Source organism: Chryseobacterium gambrini, assembly GCF_027920505.1.
Taxonomy (GTDB): domain Bacteria; phylum Bacteroidota; class Bacteroidia; order Flavobacteriales; family Weeksellaceae; genus Chryseobacterium; species Chryseobacterium gambrini.
Map to the genome: position 1 here is coordinate 1,042,779 of NZ_CP115857.1, position 23,382 is coordinate 1,066,160.

The following is a 23,382-nucleotide window of genomic DNA, read 5'->3' on the forward strand; positions in this document are numbered from 1 at the left end:
TATTTTAAGTTCAATACTTAAATAAAAAAAGAACACATAAGTTTAAAAATCAAAGATTTTTATCCTTTACAAACTTTTGATCAACTAAAAAGTATTTAAACATTACAGAATTTCTTTTGCTTCTTTTGCGGTTAATAAAAATATGATTAAACAAATATTATGAAAAAAATCACCTTATTATTTCTTTTGATTTCGGCATTTGTTTTTGCCCAGAAATCCTCTTTAGAAACGCAAATCAACTCCATTATTAAAAATAAGAAAGCAACGGTCGGAATTTCCGTTCTGGGATTCGAAAACGGCTTTACGTACAATAAAAATGCTGATAAAAAACTTCCGATGCAGAGTGTTTTCAAGTTTCACATTGCCATTGCGGTTTTAGATTATGCAGATAAAGGAAAACTTTCTTTAGATCAAAAAGTTACCCTTAACCAATCGAATTTACATGAAAACACATGGTCGCCTCTTCGCGAAAAATATCCAAATGGTGGTATTGTTCCTTTAAGCGAAATTATTGAATACACCGTTGCCAAAAGTGACAATAACGGCTGCGATATTCTTTTAAAATTATTAGGCGGAACGCAGGTTGTTCAGAAATTTATGAATGCTAAAGGGGTGAAAAACTTTCAGATCAAATACAATGAAGAAGCGATGCATAAAGACTGGAATGCGCAGTATGAAAATTATAGTACAACGAATTCTGCGGTTGATGTTCTGAAAAAGTTTTATGACGGAAAATTATTATCAAAAAAATCAACAGATTATCTGATGAAAGTAATGCTTTCCACTTCCACAGGAACAAATAAATTAATTGAGCAGCTTCCGAAAGATACGCCTATCGCAAGAAAAACGGGATCTTCCGGCAAGAATGATGCAGGTTTAACGGGTGCTGAAAATGAAATTGCGATCATCACTTTACCGAATGGCAAGCATTATGCAATAGCTGTATTTGTCAGTAACTCAACGGAAACAGCCGAAGTGAACTGTAGAATGATTTCAGACATTTCAAAAACAGTCTGGGATTATTTTAATAAGTAAAAATTTAAGCTTAATTTTAAAACCATTAAAAATGAAAAAAATAGTATTAATAATCGGGTTATTCACTTCTGCAGTATTCTTTGCACAGAAAAGCGAAAATTATCTGCAGGTAGGGTATCACAGCATTTGCTGCGGTACACCTTCGGCTAAACCTGTGATGGATTTTATTAATCAGTTTCAGAAAAAAAACAAAATAAAAAATTTCGAAGTGTACAAACAAAGCGGTTTGGGAAGAGAAGGTGAATTTAACATTTATATCGGAACAGATACATTCTCCAGAACCCAGAAAACCAGATTTGTGGAAGGGCTGAAAGCTGCCATCAATACTCAGAATCAGATGAAAAAACCGAACAGAGACGGGAATGTGAGTTTTGATGAAACAACGATGGTAAAAAAAGCAGATCTTTCCAACGCACGAAATTTAACTTTAATCAACAGCAAATAATTAAAACTTAAATAAGGAAAAATGATCAAAAACATTGTAGTTATCGGAGCCGGAACCATGGGAAATGGTATTGCGCACACATTTGCACAAAGCGGTTTTAAAGTAAATCTTGTAGATGTATCTCAGGAAGCTTTAGACAAAGGTCTTAAAACCATTACCACCAATCTCGACAGAATAATTGCAAAGGGAAACCTTACCGAAGAACAAAAAGCAGAAACTTTAGGGAACATCACCACATTTACAGCACTTCAGGATGCGGTAGGTTCTGCCGACCTTATTGTGGAAGCGGCAACGGAAAATCAGGAATTAAAGCTGAAAATTTTCGGACAGATGGATGAGTTTGCTCCTGAAAACTGCATTTTGGCAACGAATACTTCTTCTATCTCAATCACTAAAATTGCGGCGGCTACAAAAAGAGCAGATAAAGTAATCGGAATGCACTTTATGAATCCGGTTCCCATTATGAAACTGGTTGAAATCATTAAAGGCTACTCCACTTCCAAAGAAACGTTCGACGCGATCTATGAAATGAGTAAAACGCTTGGAAAAGTTCCTGTAGAAGTAAATGATTATCCGGGATTTGTTGCCAACAGAATTTTAATGCCGATGATCAACGAATCTATCGAGACGTTGTACAACGGCGTTGCAGGTGTTGAGGAAATCGATACGGTAATGAAACTGGGAATGGCGCATCCGATGGGACCGCTTCAGCTTGCCGATTTTATTGGTCTTGATGTTTGTCTTGCGATCTTAAATGTAATGTACGACGGCTTCAAAAATCCTAAATATGCTCCGAATCCATTGTTGGTAAACATGGTAATGGCAGGAAAATTAGGCGTAAAATCAGGCGAAGGTTTCTATGATTACTCCGAAAGCAAAAAAGCGGAAAAAGTAGCGAAAATGTTTTCAAAATAAAAAAAGTGAATTGTGAACGGTAAATTGTGAGTTTTTTGAAATTCAATTTTAAATCTGATTAAGATTGACTGGCTTTGCAAAATTTACTAATTTCACAATCCATGAAATTTAAAGAAAAAAATATTCAGATATCAATGGTCATCATTACTTTAGTGATGACCATTTTGCGTTTTCTGCTTAATGAAAAAGGGCGTGTAAATCCGGATTCGATCCGTTATATGAGATTTGCGCACGCTTTCCCGACGATCGACAATACCACGACTCCTTTAGGATATCCTTTAGCAATAAAATTTTTTACGTTTTTCGGGTTTGATGAATTCTGGGGAAGTAAAATCGTAGGAATTTCCGCGTTTCTGTTCATCATTTATTTCACTTGGAAAAAGAAGTTTTTCTTCAGAGAATCCGTTGTTTTATGTGCTTTATTCAGCTTCCTCTCCATTTTCTCCTATACCATGAGCGAACCGCTGATTTTGCCGTTTGTTATGGTATCTTTATATGTTTCCACATTAATTATTGAAGGAAAACTAGAAAAAGGAAAAGCTGTTTTTTATCTTTCGTTAAGCCTTATTGCATTGTATAACATAAGATACAGCGCTCTTTTCATCATGGGCGGAACCGGACTTTTCGGATTGATTTTTTGGAAAAGAAAATATTCGGGAATATTTATTATTTCAGGAATTATCGGAGGAATTTTTGTGGTTTTGTACAAATTTCTTTTTATTGATTACTTTAACGAAAACTATGTCAGTCAATTTCTGGAAATCGGTCTGCATCCTACCTCTAAACTTCTTGCTGAATTGTTTCAGGGATTATGTACCACTTTCAACCCTTTTATTCACATTGCAGATCCGGGAGGCGGAATGATCAATTATGCGATCTACGGAATCGGCTTTTTAAATATTCTTCTGATTGTATTTTTGTTTATTAAATACAAACTCTCAGAAACGGAGGCATTTTATATTTTTGTAAGTGTTTTCGGGATGATCTGCTCGTATTTTATTCAGTATTTTTATTCTGTGAATGCGATTGATTACAGATTAATGGCTCCTTTCAGTCTTCCGGTCTGGCTGGTTTATTTCAGGAAATTATTCATGGTTTTTGAGGTTAAAACGTACGCTTTAGGCTTTTTAAGTCTGCTTTCCGGAATGTTATTTACATGGCTTTCCAAAGGCAATTATCTTGAAAACAGAAAGGAAATGAAGCAGTTTCTGCAATCTGAAAAAATGGAGAAGATTCCGCTGAAGTTTTATCTTGAAACAGCAGAAGATCTTGACAAAATACAGGTTGCCGAACTGATGAGTACCATCAATCCGAATATTACGTTAACTTTTAAACCGAAAGATACGCTTCAGAAAACAACGTTAACAAGGTATAAAGTTTTACAAAAAATAAAGATTGACAAGAACAAATACCAATAATTTTATTATCTTTGATTTAAAGTTAAAACATTAAAAAAATGAAATTACCAAAGTTTTTATTAGCAGATAATTCGGAATTTCCAGAAGATTTATTCGTGGTTCATACAGAATATCCAAGATTTATCTTAAACGTTGAGGAAGAAGAAGTTGAGTGGCTGGATGATCTGGAAGGTGACGACGAAGAAACAATGGCAGACGAGGCTACAAAAGTGGTAGAAGCTGCGTTTAAATGGTGTGATGAAGAGTTGGCTAAGTACGACGAAGAAGAGGAAGATTAATAACAATTTAAACATAGGTTTAATAGTCAAAAATAGTTGGTAAAATTCTTTGCATTGTCGACTGTTACTGATGATACATAAAGTTTATTGAACTTTGTTTCAATAAACTTTTTTATGGCTGGAAATTCAAAAAAATCGTTGTTGGAGTTGCAAAAGTCTGGATGTGATTTCTTGGGGAAAGCAAAACGGAAAGCGTCGTTTTAAATGTAAAAACTGTGGCATTCATTTTACTTCGGAGAATAAATCTGTGGGCCTAAAAAACAAAGAAATTTGGTTCAAAAAATGGATTGTTGGGAAACAGACTTATGAGCAGATTTCAGCAGAATCTGGATATTCGGTAAGTACTCTTCAACGGTATTTTAACGTGATGCTTAGTAAAGCTCCAAAACTCAGTTACAACCAGAACAAGGAGGTTTATTTACTGATTGACGGCACTTATTTCTCCAATGAAATCTGTTTGGTGGTTTACAGAGATAATGTTTTTAAGCAAACCCAGCTTTACAGAATTACTGACGGTGAGCATTATGAAGAACTCAAAGAGGATTTGGAAAACATCTTGAATTTAGGAATAAAAATTGGCGGGATAACCTGTGATGGCGATAAATCTCTACTGAAAGCCATCCGAAAAGTTTGTCCTAAAGTTCCTGTTCAGAGATGTCTGGTTCATATTCAAAGGATGTGCAAAATATGGCTTTCCGCCTATCCGAAATCTGTAGCAGGTTTTGAGTTGCGTGAAATTGTCTGTAAAATTCATTTTATTGACAACGAAGTTAAAAAGCAGTATTGGATCAAAGAGTTTTTGGATTGGTCTGAAAAGCATAAAGAATTTTTGAATGAAAAATCATACAGCCAGGAAACCGGAAGATATTGGTACACGCACAAAATGGTGAGAAGATGTTTTTCGGTTATCAAAAAAGCTTTGCCAAATATGTTTTCGTTCCTGCAGGATCCTAAAATCCCGAAAACAACCAATGGAATAGAATCTTTTTTTTGGTCATTTAAAAGGTCATCTAAATATTCATCGGGGGCTTACAAAAAGTCGGAGGAAAAAGTTTATCCAGTGGTATCTTTTTTATAGAAATCTAAAACCATAAAGGTTTTTTTAGCCATAGAGCTGTTCCAATAATTTACAAAAAAAGGATGGTAAAAACCATCCTCTAAACTATTGTTTACAGCGTTGATTGTATTGCTGGTAAGTTGCTCCTCAGCATTGCTCACTTCCTCTTCCAATCAACCGCAAAATATTACGAATTATTTCTGACAAAAACACCAACTATTTTTGACCACATTACCTAAACATAAAAAAGGAACTCGATTGAGTTCCTTTTTATTTTATTCAGCTTTATTGAATTTTAAAAGTAATAGATTGTCCTGATACAATTCCAGAACATTTCCGGTTACTACATATTTATTGGCTTTTCCTACCATATCCATAAAGTTTTTTTCTACGCTCATGTTATCGCACGCCATTCTTGTAGAACCTAAAGCTCCCGCAGAAAAATTTCCCATAGAAGGATCTACTTTTGCCGTTCCGAAGTAATTGTTGCATCCCGCATTACCACTGATTTTTTCTCCTTCAATATTCAGGGTAGGAATTTTCCCTTTCACATTATCAGCCAAAGCCCATTTTGTACCCGCAAGAGAAGGCTGTGCTTTTCCTACTTTGGAAGCAGAAGAGCTCGACATTGTTCCACATGAAACCAAAACTGCAGCAGTACATATACTTAAAAAAAGATTCTTCATTGTTTACTTTTTGATTTAAACCAAATTTACGGAATTATTATTATTTAAACGGGTTTCGGAAGATTTTATTATTCTTTAACACTTCAGATAAAATAGTAATTGAATATGATTTATCTGAATTTAATAAAACATTCAATCTTTAAATCGTTGTCAATTTTAATTTTATCCATAAAAAAAACGGACAAATGTCCGTTTATATTGTATTCGAAAGGTAATTTTTTTAACCTCTTAATTCTGCATTGAATTCTTTCTGGAAAGATTTGATTAATGAATCCATTACCGCAGTAATTTCTTTTTCTTCCAATGTTTTCTCTTCGTTTAAAAGTTCGAAGCTCATTGCATAAGATTTCTTGCCTTCCGGAAGATTTTTGCCCTCGTAAACGTCAAATAAATTAATATTTTTCAGGTACGGAGATTTATTTTTCTTTGCTGTCTGATAAAGATCTTCGTAATTCACGTTCTTATCGATCAGTAAAGCAAGGTCTCTTCTGATTTTATTGAATTTAGGAATATCTTTGAATTTCAATTGATTTTCAGAACGTAATTTCTGCGCAAATTCAAGTTCGATTTCAGCGTAGAAACATTCCTGCTCAATATCGAAATCTTTCAGCATCTGAGGAGCCACTTTCCCGATTTTTACCAAAGCTTTTCCGTCCGCTTCATACGCCAAAGCATCAGAAAATCTTTCATCAGACAAAGCCACTTCTTTATAATCAATGGATAATCTTTCCAGTAAAACTTTTACATAAGCTTTCAGGTTATAGAAACTTGTCGCAGATTTCGGCTGTAACCAGTTTTCTGCAACATCTCTTCCGGAAACAAGGATAGCCAGTTGCTTTCTTTCCTCGTATTGATCTCTCTTATGATAAATTTTCCCGAATTCGAAGAATTTAATATCCTGATTTTTTCTGTTGATGTTGTAGATTGCATTCTGTAAAAGACCTTCCAGCAAAGACTTTCTCATAAATGCCAAATCGTTGCTTAAAGGATTTAATAATTTTACAGCATCCGTTTCATCTTTTAAAGAAGTCAATGAGTTGTTCATTACTTCATTGAAACCTAATCCCTGTAACGTTCTTGCCCAGTTATTTTCAAGTTCATCCTGATCCTGTGCAGCCAGTTTTACCGGCGTAAACGAAATTTTCTGAGGAGCATCGATCTTATTGTATCCGTAGATTCTTAAAATCTCCTCGATTACGTCAATTTCTCTTGTAACATCTGCTCTGTACGCAGGAACAGAAATTTCATACCCATTCTGAATTTCATTTAGAACCTGAATTTCAAGGGCTTTTAAAATTTCTTTTACTTTTTCTCTGTGAATTTTGGTTCCTAAAATCTGCTCGATTTTTGAAAATCTGATGATGACATACTGATCTTCAATTTTCTTAGGATACTGTTCCAGCAATTCTCCCACCAGTTTTCCTTCAGTAAGTTCCTGAATTAATTTTATGGCGTGCGTAATAGCTGTTCTTGTAATATTAGGATCCACTCCTCTCTCGAATCTGAAAGAAGCATCGGTATTCAATCCGTGGAATTTTGCTCCTTTTCTCACCGCAACCGGATTGAAATAAGCACTTTCCAAAAAGATGGTAGTTGTTTCAGCAGAAACCCCTGAATTGGCACCTCCGAAAACTCCGGCAATACACATCGGTGTATCTTTTCCGTCTTTGATGATGATTTCAGAACCGTTCAAAGTTCTTTCAACACCGTCTAAAGTCGTGAATTTTGTTCCTTCTTTTACTGTCCCTACTTTTACTTTTTTATCTGCAATTTTATCTGCATCAAAGGCGTGAAGCGGCTGTCCGTAACCGTGAAGGATATAATTGGTAATATCTACAACGTTATTGATGGGGCTTAATCCGATGGCTTTCAGTCTGTCTTTCAGCCAAGCCGGAGAGTCTGCCACTTTTACGTTTTCAATCACCGCTCCGATGTATCTCGGGCATAATTCTGCATCTTCCACTTCTAATGTAAAATCGTGAGAGCCTTCGTTGTTCAGCGCAACGGAAGATACTTTTTCGAACTCAGATTTCTGTTTGTTTGTGGAAAGATAAGCGTGAAGATCTCTTGCAACACCGTAATGAGACATCGCATCGGTTCTGTTCGGCGTTAAACCGATTTCCAGAACTTCATCGTTTGTTATTTCAAAGTAATCTGCGAAATTTTTTCCGACTTCAAACTTTTCTTCATCCAAAACCATAATTCCGCCGTGATCGTCGCTAAGACCCAATTCGTCTTCTGCACAGATCATTCCCTGAGAAACCTCTCCCCGGATTTTTGCTTCTTTGATCTCGAAAAAGTTTCCGGTTTTATCATAGATTTTAGTTCCGACAACTGCTACGGGAACGGTTTGTCCGGCTTCCACATTGGGAGCTCCGCAAACGATGTTTAAAATCTTTCCGTTTCCTACTTCTACGGTTGTCTTTTTTAATTTGTCTGCATTCGGATGTTTCTCGCAGGTTAAAACTTTACCTACAACAATTCCTTCCAGGCTTCCTTTTATGCTTTCAAATTTTTCTATCCCTTCAACTTCAAGTCCTATATCTGTAAGGAACTCACCGATTCTTTCAGTTTTCAGGTCCGTTTTGATATAATCTTTAAGCCAGTTGTTTGATATTTTCATCTGATAATTTATTATTTTTCAAGGTTAAAAGAAACCTTGCTTATTTTGAAAATTTTACTTGAATTTTTCGCGTTACAAATATCGTGTTTTTTTAAGAAACAGAGAAATGTGAGAGAAACTTTAAGAGTTATTTAGCAGCTTTCTTTTTCTTGCCGGATTAACAAGGCATTGTCATTACGAAAAACGAAACACCGCTGCAATCTGAAAAACCTTATTTTTAACGCAAAAGATCGCTAAGAAAAGAATTGTTAAATTTCGAATGTTTTTGTTCGCTATGGCGTTCTACTCAACAAGTGACAGCAGAATTTAAATCTGTCATTACTATTTCTGAAACTAAGCCTAGATTCCTATGGAATGACCAACTTTGAAGATATATTCTTACTTCTTCTCTTTGTTCTTTACAAAACGGCGGACTGCAATTCTAGCCCCGATTGCAGCTTTGTTTGAGCTCATTTACTTAGGATTCGGCTGCGGCAGCTTCGCTGCCGCAGCCGAATCCTAAGTAAATAGCGAGTGCGGAAAGCGGGAAATAGCTCCTAAAAAATAAGAGGTTCTGAAAAAATCAAAACCTCTTATCCTATTTTATTTACGTTAAAATTACAATCCGATTACCGGCATTGATAACATTAAAATACTTTCGTTTTCTTCAAGACCATCAAGAGGTTCGATAATTCCCGGTCTGTTTGGCTGAGACATTTTCATCGTGATATCGTCTGAACCAAGAATCGTTAACATTTCCGTTAAGAATTTAGAGCTGAAACCGATGTTGATATCTTCTCCGTTGTAATCGCAAGGAATCTGCATATCTGCTTTGTTTGCATACTCCGTATCTTCTGCGTGAAGGTGAAGAATGTTTGCAGACAATTTAAATCTTACCTGATTGGTGGATTTATTAGACATGATGGAAGCTCTTTTAATCGCTCCTAACAAAAGATTTCTGTTGATGGTTAATACATTAGGGTTCTCTTTTGGAATTACCGCTGTATAATTAGGATATTTTCCGTCGATCAGTCTACAGATCCAAACGTGCTTTCCAAAAGTGAATTTTGCCATGTTCTCATTGAATTCGATCGTTACGTCTTCATTGGAACTTGCTAAAATATTTTTGAAAATGTTTAAAGGCTTTTTAGGCATGATGAATTCCATAGGTTCGGCATTCATCAGATCTTTTCTTTTGTATACTACCAGTCTGTGAGAATCTGTAGAAACGAAGTTGGTTTCATTTTCTCCAAACTGGAACAGTACTCCCGTCATTACCGGACGAAGAGAATCGTTACTTGTTGCGAAAAGTGTATTGGTAAGGGCTTCAGATAAAACTCCTGCAGGCATGGTAACACTTTGTGCGGCATCAAATTCCGGCAGTTCCGGATAATCGTCTGCATTATCCAATGCTACGGCGAAGTTATCTTTTTCATCTAAAATCTCAAGCTGACTTCCTGTTCCTTCCGCATTGTCCTTCACAACCAACGTAAGAGGCTGTTCTCCATAAGTCTTGATGAAGTCCTGAAAAATCTTTGCAGGAACGGCAAATTTACCCGTATCATCAGACTTTGCCTCAAGAGAAGTTACAAGAGTCGTTTCGCCGTCAGATGCGGTAATGGTAACCTGAGTTCCGTCTAATTCAAAAAGATAGTTTTCTAAAATCGGTCTCGACTGAGAGCTTGATATTACGCCACTTACAGTTTGCAAAGCCTTCTGTAGTTCACCACTTGAAATAATAAATTTCATAGATTTAAAAATAAATTTTTACAAATATAATAAATAGAAAACAGAATGAAAAGAATAATTCTGAGAGTTATTAACATCCATCAAAATAATTTTACAACTTCCCTACTCTGCTTTTTGATGCCCGAAAACATCCTAAAGCACTAAAGATAAGGATTTTCTTTTAGCAATTGACTATATTTGCAAATAAAGTTTCAATATGCGAAAACCTCCTGTACATAAGAGTTTAAGAAATGCTTTCCGGGGTGTTTTTCTCATGATGAAGTATGAAAGAAATTTCCAGCTTGAATTTGCTGCTTTCCTTGTTAATGTGTTTCTGATTTTTTACCTGAATCTTTCTTTTACAGATACTATTTTAATTTTAATGGTTTCCTTAGGGGTTTTAACGACTGAAATTCTGAATACTGCCATTGAGAAAATCTGCGATTTTGTTCAGCCTGATTTTGATAAAAGAATTGGTTTCATCAAAGATATTTCCGCCGGAGCCGTAGTTTTGATGGCTATTTTATCAGTTATTGTCGGAGTTATGGTCTACTGGAAATATGTTTCAGGATTTCTTCAGCAGTTCTGAAGGTTGTTTATAAATATTTTTCTATAATCGGAATGGCAATTTCAGCCATGATTCCATAACCTTTTTCGTTGGGATGAATGCCGTCTTCTGAAAGCAGGATTTCTTTATCCTGCAGAAAAGCAGAATGAAAATCTATATAATTCAGAGAATTTTCTTTGGCAATTTGTTTTAGAATCTGATTGTATACCAAAACCTCATCATTTGTTCTTAATTTTCCGGAGGCAGTGATAATTCCGTCTAATTTTTCAGCAATCGGAAGAATGCTTATTAAGTAAATTATTGGTGAATATTTTTCCGCTTCCTGAACCGCCTTTAATATATTTTCCCTGAACTTTTCCGGATTTACAAGGTGAGTATCTTCTTTTACAGCCAGATCATTTGCTCCGTATCCCAGAAAAATAATATTTCCTTCATCTGAATTTCTTGCTGCCATTTCGGAAGAAATTCTTTTAACTAAACCTTCGGTTGTTTCGCCGCCGATTCCAAGGTTGAAAATAATCAGTTCTTTGCTTCCTTCATTGTATTTTTGCAGAACATATCTTTTCAGAATATCGACCCAGCCGCCAAAAACGCCATCGTATTCTCCATAAGTGATGCTGTCGCCAAAAAATAATCCGTACATAGTTTAGGCAAATGTTAATTGTTCAATTAAAAATCAATCCAAAATTAGGGTAATATTTTTATGCGATTCTATAATTTCTATTAAAATTTCAAATAGCGTTTGTCCGTTTCCATTGATTAAATCATCCAGTTTTTGCTGAATCAATGTAACGTTGAAAGGTTTTCCCTGTCGGATTTTATTTTCGTAAAATTGTTTCGTCAGATCAAAGCCTAAATCTTGTTTTGATTTTCGGGCATTTTTCCAGATAATTTCACCTTCGTATCCATACAAAATATCATCAAAACCATCTAAAGTTCCGACTTTCCAATCCTCATCTTTCAAAAAAAGTAACGAAGCTTCTTCATAGAACGCTTCCAGATTTGAAAAATGACTGCCATTGATGACAGTCATTTTGTTTTTATGATGTTGCTTGTTCATATACTCAATATCAAAATTTTGCTTCCTTTTAAAAGCTATCCTTTTTAAAATTACAAAAAATTAATTATTTAAAGATGGGTATGAATTTTAAATCACCTATATATATTGTATCGGTCTCTGAAATTTTAAAACTTTCCTTATTGTTTTCGAAAAGCTGTTTGGAATAGTCTTTCTTTTGATATTTATAATATTTTTCTACGCTCTGCGGATTCGCCTTAAATACAAAACCTGTAACGGAATCAATTTTTAAGTCTGTCGTCAGCTTTCTGTTCATTTCATTTAGGATCAGAGGTTCTACTTCTGCATTAGGTTTTGGATTCAATGCAGAGACTGTAAACTCAGAAACCGGCTCTGTTTTTACTTCTGGCTCCTGTTCATTGTAAAAAATTTGTTTTTCAGGCTCTTTAAAAAACTGAAACCATGCTAAACCTGAAACTGCAGCGAGTAAAAAAACAGAAAGAATGATTGTTGCTGTTTTAAAAATATTGGACTGCTCTGTTTCCGCTTCTTTTCTACCGAAGTTGCTGTAATAAGAAGATGAATATACAGGAATTTCATGTTCCCGAACTGATCTTGGCTGCGAAACAGAATCCAATTCCGGTATTCCTAAGTTTCTGACGTTTTCTAAAAAAGTATTTTTATCTGCCTTGTAAGACTGCGTTATATTATTTAACATAAGACTGTCGGCGGTTTTCAACTGGTTAAGAAATTCATCAATTTTATGAGAGAATGCATAATAAACTTCGTTTAATTTCTCTAAATTTTTCTCAGATTCTTCTATCTTCCTGCCGTTAGAAAGTTGCAGTTCTTTGTTTCTTTCAATTTTAGATTTAAAATCTTCACCATTTTGTTTTCTGGAATTTTCCCATTTTATTTTTTCATTTTCAAATTCCGTAACGGTTTCCTGTATTTTACGTTTTCTTTCGTCGTTCAGTTTTTTGATTTCATTTTCAAACCCATCTTTCTGAACAAACTGAAAAATATTTTTCTGATGAACAAATTTTGCAATGTCCGAGCTTTCTGTGAAGTAAATTGTTTCATATACATTCAGCAGATCAACAGCTTTTTTCAGAATTATCTGTAATGCGGAAGGATTGGTTTCACAATATACCATCAGTTGACGGTTTGTACTCTGTACCGAATCGAAAATATCTATTTTTCTCAGATTAAAATTTATCTTATCAAAATCTGTAGGTTTACCAATTGAGAAATTTTCTGAGTGATTTACCGTAAGTGTATCGTTCTGAACGTTTCTGCTGATAAGATTGGAGTGGAATTCATTAAGACAACTAACGGTAATATTTTCTTCTGCAATTTCGTCTGTAAACATAATACTGGAGCCGATAAAAGATCCTTCCCGCGATGAAGTAGGTTCTTTGGCATAAGTATAAATGGTGTAGGTTATTATATAAGAACCATCTTTATATTCTTTCCGTAGAGAATACAGTTTACTGTTCGGATAAATAAGCACAGCTCCTCTTATGTCTAAAGTCTTTATTTCTACGGGTGTTCCTGCAAAAAAAGTCTGGGTAAAGCCATTGGGATTTCCAAAAGTTCCGAATGCAATTAAATTAACACTGCTCATTAATTTGTAAGACTAAATTTTATACGTTCCCAAAAAGTTCCTTCATAAGACAGCGGATAACCCACGATGCTTTCGTACAGCCATTCTGATAACTTCTGCGCTCTGTCTAAATTCAGAATGGTTATCTGATTGGTTTCTTCATTAAGCTCTCCCACGGTGTAGAATGTTTTTGCCAGACCATAGGTATCCATTGCAGTAGAAGTCATCGGAAGCCTTTCCTGAATAAAATCATCTAGCTCCACCGAGGCTTCCACATTGGCTCTTCCGGATTTATCCCATTTTGAGATGACCAGAATAATATTGACGGATTTTAATTTTTTCTCATACTTTTCAAGCTTATTTAAAAAAGTGTTGATTAAAATATCATCTTTATGTGCGCTTTCATAGCTTGTAACAATTATAAATGTAAGAGGAAGATTGGCAGAAAGATAGGTTTCTATGCTGCTGTGATAGCTCCCTCCCCTTTTTATTTCGTTGTGATTTTCTCCTGAAGTTTCTAAAAAAGTAAGGTTAATGGGATTTATTTTCTTAGATTTATTGTTAGGTTCGAAAACAAGATCCAGTCTTGTCACCTGATCTTTTACTGTTCCTGCAGGTAAAATTCCTTTACTGATATTTTCAAAAAAATCATACAGAAGGCTTTCTGCTTCAGCGGTATTTGGTGTCCCTATTTTGGGTCTTATAACCCCTGCTTTCGATCTGAGATAATAAAGCATTGTTGCCAAAATAACAGATTTTCCGGAAGAAGCAGTTCCGAAAAAAAACACGAAATTGCTATCTTTATTTTTAATTTCCGAGACATTGCCTTTTGCAATAGGAACAAAACGATCGTTCACAGCTTCTTTGTTATGGTCTAAAGACAAAGGCTTCAGTACATCTTCTTCATCAAAAGTCAAAGGTTTAAGAACTTCCTGATCTTTATCAAAAGACAATGGTTTCAAAGGTTCATTTTCCCATTCCATATTTTATACTTTGTATTAGATTATTGTTTTTCCGCTGCGTTTGCTGGTAAATATACTTTCGCTGCTGTTTCCTGTATTTCTGTTAGTTTCTGTTGGCATTAAAAGAATGATAAACATAATACCGAAATCCAGTAATATGCATCCTGCTAAAACAACCAACTGAAACATTCCGAAATTCTTGATGGCATGGCTGAAAGCATATCCTATTTTTCCTACTTCTTGCGTTTCAGAATGGGTAGGCTCAAATTTCAGTTTATCTTTTCCCAAAATAGATTCTGCTTTTGATCCGAGTCTGTTATACTCTGTTAAAGATTTATCAATCTGTCCCTGAGCCATTAGGTTTATTACATCAGGATTCATCTGTAAAAGATTCTGAATTTCTTTATTCCATCGTAATGAAGCATTATTAATATCACTCATCAGATTTTTTTCTTCCGGAGTAAGGTTATAAACCATCTGTACGATCTGTTCTTCCATTCTGTCGGCAAGATCTGCATATCCGTCAGGAGTTTCACTTACAGGTGTAAGAGGTGTTACTTTTTTGCCGATCATTTTTTCAATTCTTGCAATAATCTGCCTTGCTTCCGGTCCGATCCCGACATTTTTAGGGTCACTGATCTGAATTTTCAAAAGATTTAATTCACTTCGGATCGCCTGTCTTGTCTTAGCATCGGGGACGGAATAATTCAGCTTAGATTCTACATCCGTTTCTAGCGCACTGAATTTTTCGTTAACATTACGCAGTTCTGTTGTATAAATATCGGTTCTCATAAACCTTGTATACAATGCATTAAAATTGGCAACGAAACAAAATGAAGCAAAGAAAAAATAGATCCAGCTTAGTGAAGACGGAGACTGTCCGCTGGTTTTTGCCCTTCTTATCTGCCAAAGTAAAAAAAGCAGGATAAGAGAAAGCACCAAAGCAATAACAAAGGAGCTCCCTCCAAAAATCTGCTGTAAACCGAGCCAGGTCTGGTAAAAACTAACACCGATAAGCATTACAGCTAAAATACCTAGAAATAAATCGGTTGCAGTAATTTTTGTTTTCATAGTTAAAATTTTTGTTTAAATCTTTATTTACAGCGGCAATTTATTACGGTTTTCAGCATTTTCTTTACGGTTTTCCGTAAATCAGGAAAAATTACGGTAAAAAGAAAAATGCCTTCGTTACGTAACGAAGGCATTTTGTTATTTATTAATGGCCTTTTACTTGAAGTACTCCACTCCATTTTTAAAGATGTTGTGATAATTTGCAGTTGGAATATTTTTAAACAGACCCTCTGCAAAACGTTCCGGATGTCCCATTCTTCCGAAAATTTTTCCGCAAGGACTGGTGACACCCTCAATTCCGAATAATGAATTATTGGGATTAAAAGGCATTCCGTGGGCAATATTTCCGTCTAGATCCAAATATTGCGTGGCGATTTGTCCGTTTTCATATAGCTTCTGAATTTCTGCTTCCGAAGCCATGAAACGACCTTCGCCGTGAGAAATTGGAATAGTGAAAACCTGATCTTTCATTCCTTTTAACCAAGGCGATTCGTCATTGACGACTTTTACATTGACCATCTGGGAAATATGTCTTCTGATCGCGTTGTGAGCCAACGTCGGTGAATTTTTATCCAAATCTTTGATTCTTCCGTAAGGCAATAATCCGGATTTAACCAACGCCTGAAAACCGTTACAGATCCCGATAATCATTCCGTCTCTGTCGAGCAATTCGTGAACGGCATTTCTCATCTTCTCGTTTTTCAAAACGTTAACGATGAATTTTGCAGAACCATCCGGTTCGTCGCCCGCTGAGAACCCTCCTGAGAAAGCCAGAATCTGAGAAGTTTTGATTTCTTCAACCCAAGCATCAATACTTTCATCCAGCAATTGGTGATTGATGTTGATTAAAGGTAAACTGCTGATTACAGCGCCTTCTTTTGCGAAAGCATTCAGTGTATCGTATTCGCAGTTTGTTCCCGGGAAAACAGGCGCAAACACTTTTGGCTGAGCGATTCCGTGTTTTTTAATGATAATATTTCTTGGGCTGACTGAGTTTAATTTTTCATCCAATGCAACCGTTATTTTTTCTTTTTCAACTGTTGGGAAAAGGTTTTCGAAGGTGTTCGTGTTTGCGGCTAATAATTTGTCTATGGTTGTTGGTTGATTGTTGATCGTTAAAACTTCGTCTGAAACAACTTGACCTATCAATTGAAGATTTACAGAACTTAATTCTTCTTTAGATTCTATAATTAAGCTACCAATTCGCTTGCCGAGCAATGCCGAAGCATCATCTACTGTAATGTCTGCGCCTAATCTGTTTCCAAAGCTCATTTTTGCCAAAGCAACCGCTACTCCGCCTTCTTTTACGGTTTTTACAGAAACGATTTTTCCTGCTTTGATATTTTCGAAAATAAATTCATAAATATCTTTTAAAGCATCGTAATTCGGAAGTCCATTTTCCTGTGCAATATGATTGAAGAAATATACTTTATTTCCTTCGCTTTTAAATTCAGGAGAGATGATATTTTTCTTTTCTCCGTTTGCACAGGCGAAAGAAATTAATGTTGGCGGCACATTCAGATCCTGATACGTTCCGCTCATTGAATCTTTCCCACCGATGGCTGCCAAACCGAAATTAATTTGCGCATCATAAGCTCCCAACAAAGAAGCCAATGGTTTTCCCCACTTTTCAGGATTCTGACCTAATTTTTCAAAATATTCCTGAAAACTGAATCTGATATTTTTATAATCGCCCCCCATTGCAACGATTTTCGCCACACTTTCTACAACAGCGTAAGAGGCTCCCAGTAAGGAGTTCTGTTTAGAAATTTCTGCATCGAATCCCCAACTCGCCAGAGAAACGGTTTCAATATCTTTTGCTCCAATGATCGGCAATGTCTGAACACTTCCTTCCATTAAAGTCTGCTGATATTTTCCACCCAAAGGCATTGCAACCGTAGTCGCACCAATCGATGAATCGAACATTTCCAGCAATCCTTTTTGAGAAGCAACATTTTTATCGCTTAAAATCTTTAGGAAATTCTCTTCATTAAATGCAGGTGTTTCTTCTTTTACTTCATTCAGGTGGGTAATTTTAACTTCCTGACTTTTAGAACAGCCGTTCGTATCCAGAAACGCTCTTGAAAGGTCAACAATTTTATCGCCTTTCCAGAACATCTGCATTCTTCCTGAGTTTGTTACTTTTGCCACCTCAACAGCAACAATGTTTTCAGCTTCACAGAATTTGATGAACTGTTCTTTATCTTTTGGTTCAACCACAACCGCCATTCTTTCCTGAGATTCGGAAATAGCAAGCTCGGTTCCGTTTAACCCTTCATATTTTAGAGGTAAAACATCTAAATTAACTTCTAAAGAATCTGCGATTTCACCGATGGCTACGGAAACACCTCCCGCTCCGAAGTCATTTGATTTTTTAATCAGTCTCGTTATTTCAGGATTTCTAAACAATCTCTGAATTTTACGTTCTTCAACGGCATTTCCTTTCTGAACTTCAGAACTCATGGTGTGGATTGAAGTTTCGTCCTGTTCTTTCGAACTTCCGCTTGCACCCCCAACTCCGTCACGACCTGTTGCTCCTCCTAAAATAATGATTGAATCACCAGCTTCAGGTTTTTCACGTCTTACCCAATCTACAGGAACTGCTCCGGCAACGAAACCAACTTCCATTCTTTTGGCTTTGTAGCCTTCGTCATAAATTTCAGAAACCATTGTTGTCGCCAAACCGATTTGGTTACCGTAAGATGAATATCCGTTTGCCGCCTGTTTCGTGATTGTTTTTTGAGGCAATTTTCCCGGTAATGTTTTATCAACCGGTTCCAAAACATCCGCTGCACCCGTTAATCTCATCGCTTGGAAAACAAAAGAACGCCCAGACAAAGGATCTCTGATCGCACCACCTAAGCAAGTTGAAGCACCGCCAAAAGGTTCAATTTCTGTCGGGTGATTGTGGGTTTCGTTTTTGAATAATAAATACCACGGTTCTTTTTTACCATCGTATTCCGCTTCAATCTGGATTGTACATGCGTTGATCTCGTCAGAAACCACAAGATTTTCCAAATTGCCTGTTTTATGGAAATATCTTCCGCAAACAGTTGCCAAATCCATTAAGGAAATTGGCTTCAATTCGCGTCCTAAGAATTTTCTTTTCTCGATGTAATCATTGAAAATGGTCTCTAATGTATGTTTAAACTGTCCTTCGAATTCGATATTTGACAATTCTGTTTCAAATGTTGTGTGACGACAGTGGTCGCTCCAATAGGTGTCTAAAACTTTAAGTTCCGTTTCCGTAGGATTTCTCTGTTCCGATTTAAAATATTCCTGAATGAATTTTAAATCGTCTAAACCTAAAGCAAAACCGTGATTATTAAAGAATTCCTCAAGCTGAACATCATCAAAATTGATAAAACCTTCATGAACAATCACTTTTGAAGGGGATTCTTCCGCAGGAATATTTAAAGTCGATAAATCTTTTTCCTGAGATTCCACTTTATTAATCAAAAGGTCTTTGATTTTCACCAAATCAGATTCGGAAATACCTTCGAATTCGATCAGCTTTCCGCTTCTTACTTTAGATTTTTCATTTCCGGTCAGCAAAGCAATACATTGTTGCGCAGAATCTGCACGCTGATCGTACTGTCCCGGTAAAAATTCCAATGCGAAATAAATTCCCTGTGCAGGATTTTCTTCGATTAAAACATCAGTAACCGGATCTACGAAAGTGCTGTTGACTACCTTTTCGAATTCGCCGTCATTTAATCCGAAAATATCGTACACGTTGTATACTTTTACTTTTTGGATGGACGGAATAACCGCTTTTACTTCATCAAAAATTTTTGGACTTTCTACATCGAAAATTCCTCTTTTTTCTACGAAAATTCTTTTGTTTTGAGACATTAGATGTCAGTTTTATTTAGATTTATTTATTTTTTTAATTAATCAACGGAATGATTTTAAATCAGCATACATTGATTAGATAGCAATCCTACGGACTGCGGATTTCATATTTATTTGCATTCTTACTACACAGATAACATTCCTACGGAATGATATTCATTATAATTTTAAAGAGGATTCCGTTAGGAATCATATCTGTGTAGAAAATTATATTGTCAGAGATAGCGCAGTCCGTAGGACTGCTATTTTTCTTTATTAAAAAATCATTTTACAATAAAAAATTAACTCAATTCATCATAAAATTCAAATAAATATTCATTCTTAAATTCAATTTCAAATGCGTTCAGCATCTCCATATATTCTTCTCTGAAACTCTTCTTCGAATGATGTTTTTCCTGATTCAGAATATAATTTACAACTTTATCCTTTTGGCTTTTTGCATAGGAAAATGCACCATAACCTTCCTGCCAGAAAAACTTTCCTAAACACAATTTCCTGTCATTAATAAAATTTGAGGATTCAATTTTAACCGTTTTAATCAGTTCCGGAATTGTAACCTGCAAATTCTTATAACTGAAGAAGATATGAATATGGTCTGGATTTGCATAAATAGCTAATACTTTTTGATTTTTATTGCTAAATATGCCACAAATATATTTTTCAATTTCTTCTCGTACTTCTGATTTAATTTTAATATCACGTCCTTTTGTAGCAAAGACAACCTGAATATAAATTTGTGTATAGGTGTTGGGCATAAAATTTTATTTTCATCACTTCTTCAAAGGTAAATTATCTTTGTCAAATTCCCAATGAATACAGATTTAGTTTCTAAAGAAAACAAATTCATATACCAATCTTTTTGCTACACAGATAACAGTCCTATGGACTGCAAACGCCTCTTTATTTATTATCTACACAGATGACATTCCTCTGGAATGTTTATTAATATTACAATTCTTCAAGTTGATTCCGTTAGGAATCTTATCTGTGTAGAAAATTTATTGTAATAACGTGCAGTCCGTAGGACTGCTATCTCATCAAACCAAATCTTAAAAAATATGCAGCCCAAAAGGACTGCATACCATATTATACTTTAAGATCAGCTTCTAACCCAATCAAATCTTTATTTGCATCGATAATCGGCTGAACTTCATTGGCAATGAATTCTTCCGTTTGAATTGGTGCAAAACCGATGAAGTTTTTAGGATCAAGAACTTCTTTTAATTTTGATTTATCTAATTTTAATGAATCGTCGTTCAGGATTCTTTCGATAAGATCATTTTCCTTACCTTCTTCTTTCACCTTTTTAGACGCTTCCATGGAATGAACTCTGATCACTTCGTGGATTTCCTGACGGTCTCCTCCTGCTTTAACTTCTTCCATGATGATGTATTCTGTCGCCATGAAAGGAAGTTCTTCCATAATATGTTTGTTGATTCTGTTCGGATATACAACAATTCCGTTCATGATGTTGTTCCAAATTAACAGAATCGCATCAACTGCTAAAAAAGCCTGAGGAATAGTTAATCTTTTGTTTGCAGAATCATCCAAAGTTCTTTCAAACCATTGGGTCGAAGCTACCATTGCAGAACTTGTGGTTAAAGACATAACGTATTTTGCCAATGCCCCGATTCTTTCGCTTCTCATTGGATTACGTTTGTAAGCCATTGCAGATGAACCGATCTGGTTTTTCTCGAATGGTTCTTCAATTTCTTTCAGATTTTGAAGCAGACGTAAATCGTTGGTGAATTTGTGTGCAGATTGAGCGATATTTCCTAATAAAGCAACTACTTTAGCATCAATTTTTCTGTCATAAGTCTGTCCGGAAACGCCAAAAACTTTCTCAAAACCGAATCTTTTTGACAATTCTTTATCTAAATGTTTTACTTTGGAATAATCACCGTTGAAAAGTTCAAGGAAACTTGCAGCCGTTCCTGTTGTTCCTTTTACCCCTCTGAAACGTAATGTTTCTAAGAAGAAATCAAGTTCTTCGATGTCAAGGACTAAACTCTGAAGCCAAAGGGTTGCTCTTTTTCCTACCGTTGTTAACTGAGCTGGTTGGAAATGTGTAAATCCTAAGGTTGGTAAATCTTTATATTGAATTGCAAAGTCCGCTAAGTTTTTAATAACGTTAACCAACTTTTTCTTTAAGATTAAAAGTCCGTCACGGATCTGAATTAAATCTGTATTATCTCCTACAAATGCTGAAGTTGCTCCTAAATGAATAATTCCTTTTGCTGAAGGTGCTACATCACCATATGTATGAACGTGAGCCATTACATCGTGTCTGAACTTTTTCTCGTATTCAGCAGCCTTTTCGTAATCGATATTTTCAGCATTGGCTTTCAATTCGGCGATTTGCTCGTCTGTAATGTCAAGACCAAGATCTTTTTCGATTTCAGCAAGGGCAATCCAAAGCTTTCTCCAGTTCTGGAATTTATTGTTATGAGAAAAGTTAAACAACATTTCTTCGCTTGAATAGCGTTCTTCCAATGGATTTTTGTAGGAATTCATTCTTTTCTTTTACTTTTTTTAGATATGCAAAAATAAGGTTTTTCAGCGAGAGAGAAAAATGGTTTTTTCTTAGAAATGCTTATCTGTGTTTGAATGAAACCAGACAGCAATAATGAAGGAAAACTTTCATAAAAAAGCTGTAGAAAATATTTTTCAACATTAAATGAATTATTATCAGATTTATTTTTTTATTTTAGCTTCTACAAAAGAAATATTAAATCAAATTAATTATGAAAAATCTAAAAAAATTATCAAAGTCAGCTCTGAAAAATATTGCAGGAGGATGGGTACCTCCGCCTGGTGAAAGTTGTCCTGCAGGCAGTTGTCAATATAAAGAAAATGGACCTTGCAGACCGTATAATGCTAATCTTTGTATTTAGGTAATGTGGTCAAAAATAGTTGGTGTTTTTGTCAGAAATAATTCGTAATATTTTGCGGTTGATTGGAAGAGGAAGTGAGCAATGCTGAGGAGCAACTTACCAGCAATACAATCAACGCTGTAAACAATAGTTTAGAGGATGGTTTTTACCATCCTTTTTTTGTAAATTATTGGAACAGCTCTATGGCTAAAAAAACCTTTATGGTTTTAGATTTCTATAAAAAAGATACCACTGGATAAACTTTTTCCTCCGACTTTTTGTAAGCCCCCGATGAATATTTAGATGACCTTTTAAATGACCAAAAAAAAGATTCTATTCCATTGGTTGTTTTCGGGATTTTAGGATCCTGCAGGAACGAAAACATATTTGGCAAAGCTTTTTTGATAACCGAAAAACATCTTCTCACCATTTTGTGCGTGTACCAATATCTTCCGGTTTCCTGGCTGTATGATTTTTCATTCAAAAATTCTTTATGCTTTTCAGACCAATCCAAAAACTCTTTGATCCAATACTGCTTTTTAACTTCGTTGTCAATAAAATGAATTTTACAGACAATTTCACGCAACTCAAAACCTGCTACAGATTTCGGATAGGCGGAAAGCCATATTTTGCACATCCTTTGAATATGAACCAGACATCTCTGAACAGGAACTTTAGGACAAACTTTTCGGATGGCTTTCAGTAGAGATTTATCGCCATCACAGGTTATCCCGCCAATTTTTATTCCTAAATTCAAGATGTTTTCCAAATCCTCTTTGAGTTCTTCATAATGCTCACCGTCAGTAATTCTGTAAAGCTGGGTTTGCTTAAAAACATTATCTCTGTAAACCACCAAACAGATTTCATTGGAGAAATAAGTGCCGTCAATCAGTAAATAAACCTCCTTGTTCTGGTTGTAACTGAGTTTTGGAGCTTTACTAAGCATCACGTTAAAATACCGTTGAAGAGTACTTACCGAATATCCAGATTCTGCTGAAATCTGCTCATAAGTCTGTTTCCCAACAATCCATTTTTTGAACCAAATTTCTTTGTTTTTTAGGCCCACAGATTTATTCTCCGAAGTAAAATGAATGCCACAGTTTTTACATTTAAAACGACGCTTTCCGTTTTGCTTTCCCCAAGAAATCACATCCAGACTTTTGCAACTCCAACAACGATTTTTTTTGAATTTCCAGCCATAAAAAAGTTTATTGAAACAAAGTTCAATAAACTTTATGTATCATCAGTAACAGTCGACAATGCAA

General features: G+C 35.4%; 20 protein-coding genes. 8 read left to right on the forward strand and 12 right to left on the reverse strand.

Annotated elements, in window-relative coordinates:
• Nucleotides 1-159: 159 nt before the first annotated feature.
• The 6 genes from bla-A to PFY09_RS04660 all read left to right on the forward strand — a co-directional run bounded on the left by bla-A (nt 160) and on the right by PFY09_RS04660 (nt 5,169).
• Complete coding sequence (gene bla-A / locus PFY09_RS04635) at nt 160-1,035, forward strand: CGA/CIA family class A beta-lactamase (RefSeq protein WP_271161584.1); 876 nt, start codon at nt 160-162, stop codon at nt 1,033-1,035.
• A gap of 31 nt (nt 1,036-1,066) precedes the next feature.
• On the forward strand, nt 1,067-1,480 hold the full coding sequence (locus tag PFY09_RS04640) for a hypothetical protein (RefSeq protein WP_271161585.1): 414 nt from the start codon (nt 1,067-1,069) through the stop codon (nt 1,478-1,480).
• Nucleotides 1,481-1,504: 24 nt separating this feature from the next.
• Nucleotides 1,505-2,395: a 3-hydroxybutyryl-CoA dehydrogenase gene (locus tag PFY09_RS04645; protein ID WP_271162331.1), complete on the forward strand. Its 891-nt coding sequence runs from the start codon at nt 1,505-1,507 to the stop codon at nt 2,393-2,395.
• A gap of 101 nt (nt 2,396-2,496) precedes the next feature.
• The gene (locus tag PFY09_RS04650) at nt 2,497-3,813 is read left to right on the forward strand and encodes a hypothetical protein (protein WP_271161586.1); all 1,317 of its coding nucleotides are present in this window, start codon (nt 2,497-2,499) and stop codon (nt 3,811-3,813) included.
• Between the two features lie 38 nt (nt 3,814-3,851).
• The gene (locus PFY09_RS04655; protein ID WP_002977986.1) at nt 3,852-4,091 is read left to right on the forward strand and encodes a hypothetical protein; all 240 of its coding nucleotides are present in this window, start codon (nt 3,852-3,854) and stop codon (nt 4,089-4,091) included.
• 163 nt (nt 4,092-4,254) lie between these two features.
• Nucleotides 4,255-5,169 (forward strand): IS256 family transposase, variant Zn-binding type, encoded by a 915-nt coding sequence (locus PFY09_RS04660; protein ID WP_271160071.1) that lies wholly within the window; start codon nt 4,255-4,257, stop codon nt 5,167-5,169.
• 254 nt (nt 5,170-5,423) lie between these two features.
• On the opposite strand, the gene PFY09_RS04665 is transcribed toward PFY09_RS04660, so the two are convergent.
• The 3 genes from PFY09_RS04665 to dnaN form a co-directional block, all read right to left on the reverse strand.
• Entirely contained in the window at nt 5,424-5,834 is a 411-nt protein-coding gene (locus tag PFY09_RS04665) for an META domain-containing protein (RefSeq protein WP_087706307.1), read from the reverse strand.
• A 220-nt stretch (nt 5,835-6,054) separates the two neighbouring features.
• Nucleotides 6,055-8,457, reverse strand: a complete 2,403-nt coding sequence (gene pheT / locus PFY09_RS04670; protein ID WP_271161587.1) for a phenylalanine--tRNA ligase subunit beta — start codon at nt 8,455-8,457, stop codon at nt 6,055-6,057.
• A gap of 597 nt (nt 8,458-9,054) precedes the next feature.
• Entirely contained in the window at nt 9,055-10,185 is a 1,131-nt protein-coding gene (dnaN, locus tag PFY09_RS04675; RefSeq protein WP_076394496.1) for a DNA polymerase III subunit beta, read from the reverse strand.
• A gap of 196 nt (nt 10,186-10,381) precedes the next feature.
• Here dnaN and PFY09_RS04680 point away from each other — a divergent pair, with 196 nt between their 5' ends.
• Nucleotides 10,382-10,753, forward strand: coding sequence for a diacylglycerol kinase family protein (locus PFY09_RS04680; protein WP_271161588.1), 372 nt, complete (start codon nt 10,382-10,384; stop codon nt 10,751-10,753).
• Between the two features lie 7 nt (nt 10,754-10,760).
• Here the strand turns inward: PFY09_RS04680 and PFY09_RS04685 are convergent, their stop codons facing one another.
• The 8 genes from PFY09_RS04685 to purB all read right to left on the reverse strand — a co-directional run bounded on the left by PFY09_RS04685 (nt 10,761) and on the right by purB (nt 21,758).
• Nucleotides 10,761-11,375, reverse strand: a complete 615-nt coding sequence (locus PFY09_RS04685) for an SGNH/GDSL hydrolase family protein (RefSeq protein ID WP_271161589.1) — start codon at nt 11,373-11,375, stop codon at nt 10,761-10,763.
• Nucleotides 11,376-11,408: 33 nt separating this feature from the next.
• Nucleotides 11,409-11,792 (reverse strand): ribonuclease inhibitor, encoded by a 384-nt coding sequence (locus PFY09_RS04690; RefSeq protein ID WP_271161590.1) that lies wholly within the window; start codon nt 11,790-11,792, stop codon nt 11,409-11,411.
• A gap of 64 nt (nt 11,793-11,856) precedes the next feature.
• On the reverse strand, nt 11,857-13,377 hold the full coding sequence (locus PFY09_RS04695) for a hypothetical protein (protein ID WP_271161591.1): 1,521 nt from the start codon (nt 13,375-13,377) through the stop codon (nt 11,857-11,859).
• Nucleotides 13,377-14,339, reverse strand: a complete 963-nt coding sequence (locus PFY09_RS04700) for a hypothetical protein (protein WP_271161592.1) — start codon at nt 14,337-14,339, stop codon at nt 13,377-13,379. Before PFY09_RS04700 ends, PFY09_RS04695 begins: the two co-directional genes overlap by 1 nt.
• Before the next feature lie 15 nt (nt 14,340-14,354).
• Entirely contained in the window at nt 14,355-15,389 is a 1,035-nt protein-coding gene (locus PFY09_RS04705; protein ID WP_271161593.1) for a hypothetical protein, read from the reverse strand.
• Nucleotides 15,390-15,545: 156 nt separating this feature from the next.
• On the reverse strand, nt 15,546-19,244 hold the full coding sequence (locus PFY09_RS04710; protein ID WP_271161594.1) for a phosphoribosylformylglycinamidine synthase: 3,699 nt from the start codon (nt 19,242-19,244) through the stop codon (nt 15,546-15,548).
• 281 nt (nt 19,245-19,525) lie between these two features.
• A complete protein-coding gene (gene tnpA / locus PFY09_RS04715; RefSeq protein ID WP_108411511.1) occupies nt 19,526-19,999 on the reverse strand; it encodes an IS200/IS605 family transposase in 474 nt (157 codons plus the stop codon).
• Between the two features lie 331 nt (nt 20,000-20,330).
• Nucleotides 20,331-21,758 carry an adenylosuccinate lyase gene (gene purB / locus PFY09_RS04720; RefSeq protein WP_116098618.1) on the reverse strand — a complete coding sequence of 476 codons (1,428 nt, stop codon included), beginning with the start codon at nt 21,756-21,758 and terminating at the stop codon, nt 20,331-20,333.
• A 230-nt stretch (nt 21,759-21,988) separates the two neighbouring features.
• On the opposite strand from purB, the gene PFY09_RS20830 reads away from it, so the two are divergent.
• Entirely contained in the window at nt 21,989-22,138 is a 150-nt protein-coding gene (locus tag PFY09_RS20830) for a bacteriocin-like protein (RefSeq protein ID WP_273077771.1), read from the forward strand.
• Nucleotides 22,139-22,352: 214 nt separating this feature from the next.
• On the opposite strand, the gene PFY09_RS04725 is transcribed toward PFY09_RS20830, so the two are convergent.
• Entirely contained in the window at nt 22,353-23,267 is a 915-nt protein-coding gene (locus PFY09_RS04725; protein ID WP_271160071.1) for an IS256 family transposase, variant Zn-binding type, read from the reverse strand.
• Nucleotides 23,268-23,382: the final 115 nt, after the last annotated feature.

Excerpts from the sequence above, each read along its gene's own strand:
- PFY09_RS04705 (WP_271161593.1), bottom strand. The coding sequence starts at position 15,389 with ATGAAAACAAAAATTACTGCAACCGATTTATTTCTAGGTATTTTAGCT.
- pheT (WP_271161587.1), bottom strand. The coding sequence starts at position 8,457 with ATGAAAATATCAAACAACTGGCTTAAAGATTATATCAAAACGGACCTG.
- PFY09_RS04655 (WP_002977986.1), top strand. The coding sequence starts at position 3,852 with ATGAAATTACCAAAGTTTTTATTAGCAGATAATTCGGAATTTCCAGAA.
- PFY09_RS04700 (WP_271161592.1), bottom strand. The coding sequence starts at position 14,339 with ATGGAATGGGAAAATGAACCTTTGAAACCATTGTCTTTTGATAAAGAT.
- PFY09_RS04710 (WP_271161594.1), bottom strand. The coding sequence starts at position 19,244 with ATGTCTCAAAACAAAAGAATTTTCGTAGAAAAAAGAGGAATTTTCGAT.
- PFY09_RS04690 (WP_271161590.1), bottom strand. The coding sequence starts at position 11,792 with ATGAACAAGCAACATCATAAAAACAAAATGACTGTCATCAATGGCAGT.
- PFY09_RS04640 (WP_271161585.1), top strand. The coding sequence starts at position 1,067 with ATGAAAAAAATAGTATTAATAATCGGGTTATTCACTTCTGCAGTATTC.
- dnaN (WP_076394496.1), bottom strand. The coding sequence starts at position 10,185 with ATGAAATTTATTATTTCAAGTGGTGAACTACAGAAGGCTTTGCAAACT.
- PFY09_RS20830 (WP_273077771.1), top strand. The coding sequence starts at position 21,989 with ATGAAAAATCTAAAAAAATTATCAAAGTCAGCTCTGAAAAATATTGCA.
- PFY09_RS04680 (WP_271161588.1), top strand. The coding sequence starts at position 10,382 with ATGCGAAAACCTCCTGTACATAAGAGTTTAAGAAATGCTTTCCGGGGT.
- PFY09_RS04685 (WP_271161589.1), bottom strand. The coding sequence starts at position 11,375 with ATGTACGGATTATTTTTTGGCGACAGCATCACTTATGGAGAATACGAT.
- bla-A (WP_271161584.1), top strand. The coding sequence starts at position 160 with ATGAAAAAAATCACCTTATTATTTCTTTTGATTTCGGCATTTGTTTTT.
- PFY09_RS04695 (WP_271161591.1), bottom strand. The coding sequence starts at position 13,377 with ATGAGCAGTGTTAATTTAATTGCATTCGGAACTTTTGGAAATCCCAAT.
- purB (WP_116098618.1), bottom strand. The coding sequence starts at position 21,758 with ATGAATTCCTACAAAAATCCATTGGAAGAACGCTATTCAAGCGAAGAA.
- tnpA (WP_108411511.1), bottom strand. The coding sequence starts at position 19,999 with ATGCCCAACACCTATACACAAATTTATATTCAGGTTGTCTTTGCTACA.
- PFY09_RS04665 (WP_087706307.1), bottom strand. The coding sequence starts at position 5,834 with ATGAAGAATCTTTTTTTAAGTATATGTACTGCTGCAGTTTTGGTTTCA.
- PFY09_RS04650 (WP_271161586.1), top strand. The coding sequence starts at position 2,497 with ATGAAATTTAAAGAAAAAAATATTCAGATATCAATGGTCATCATTACT.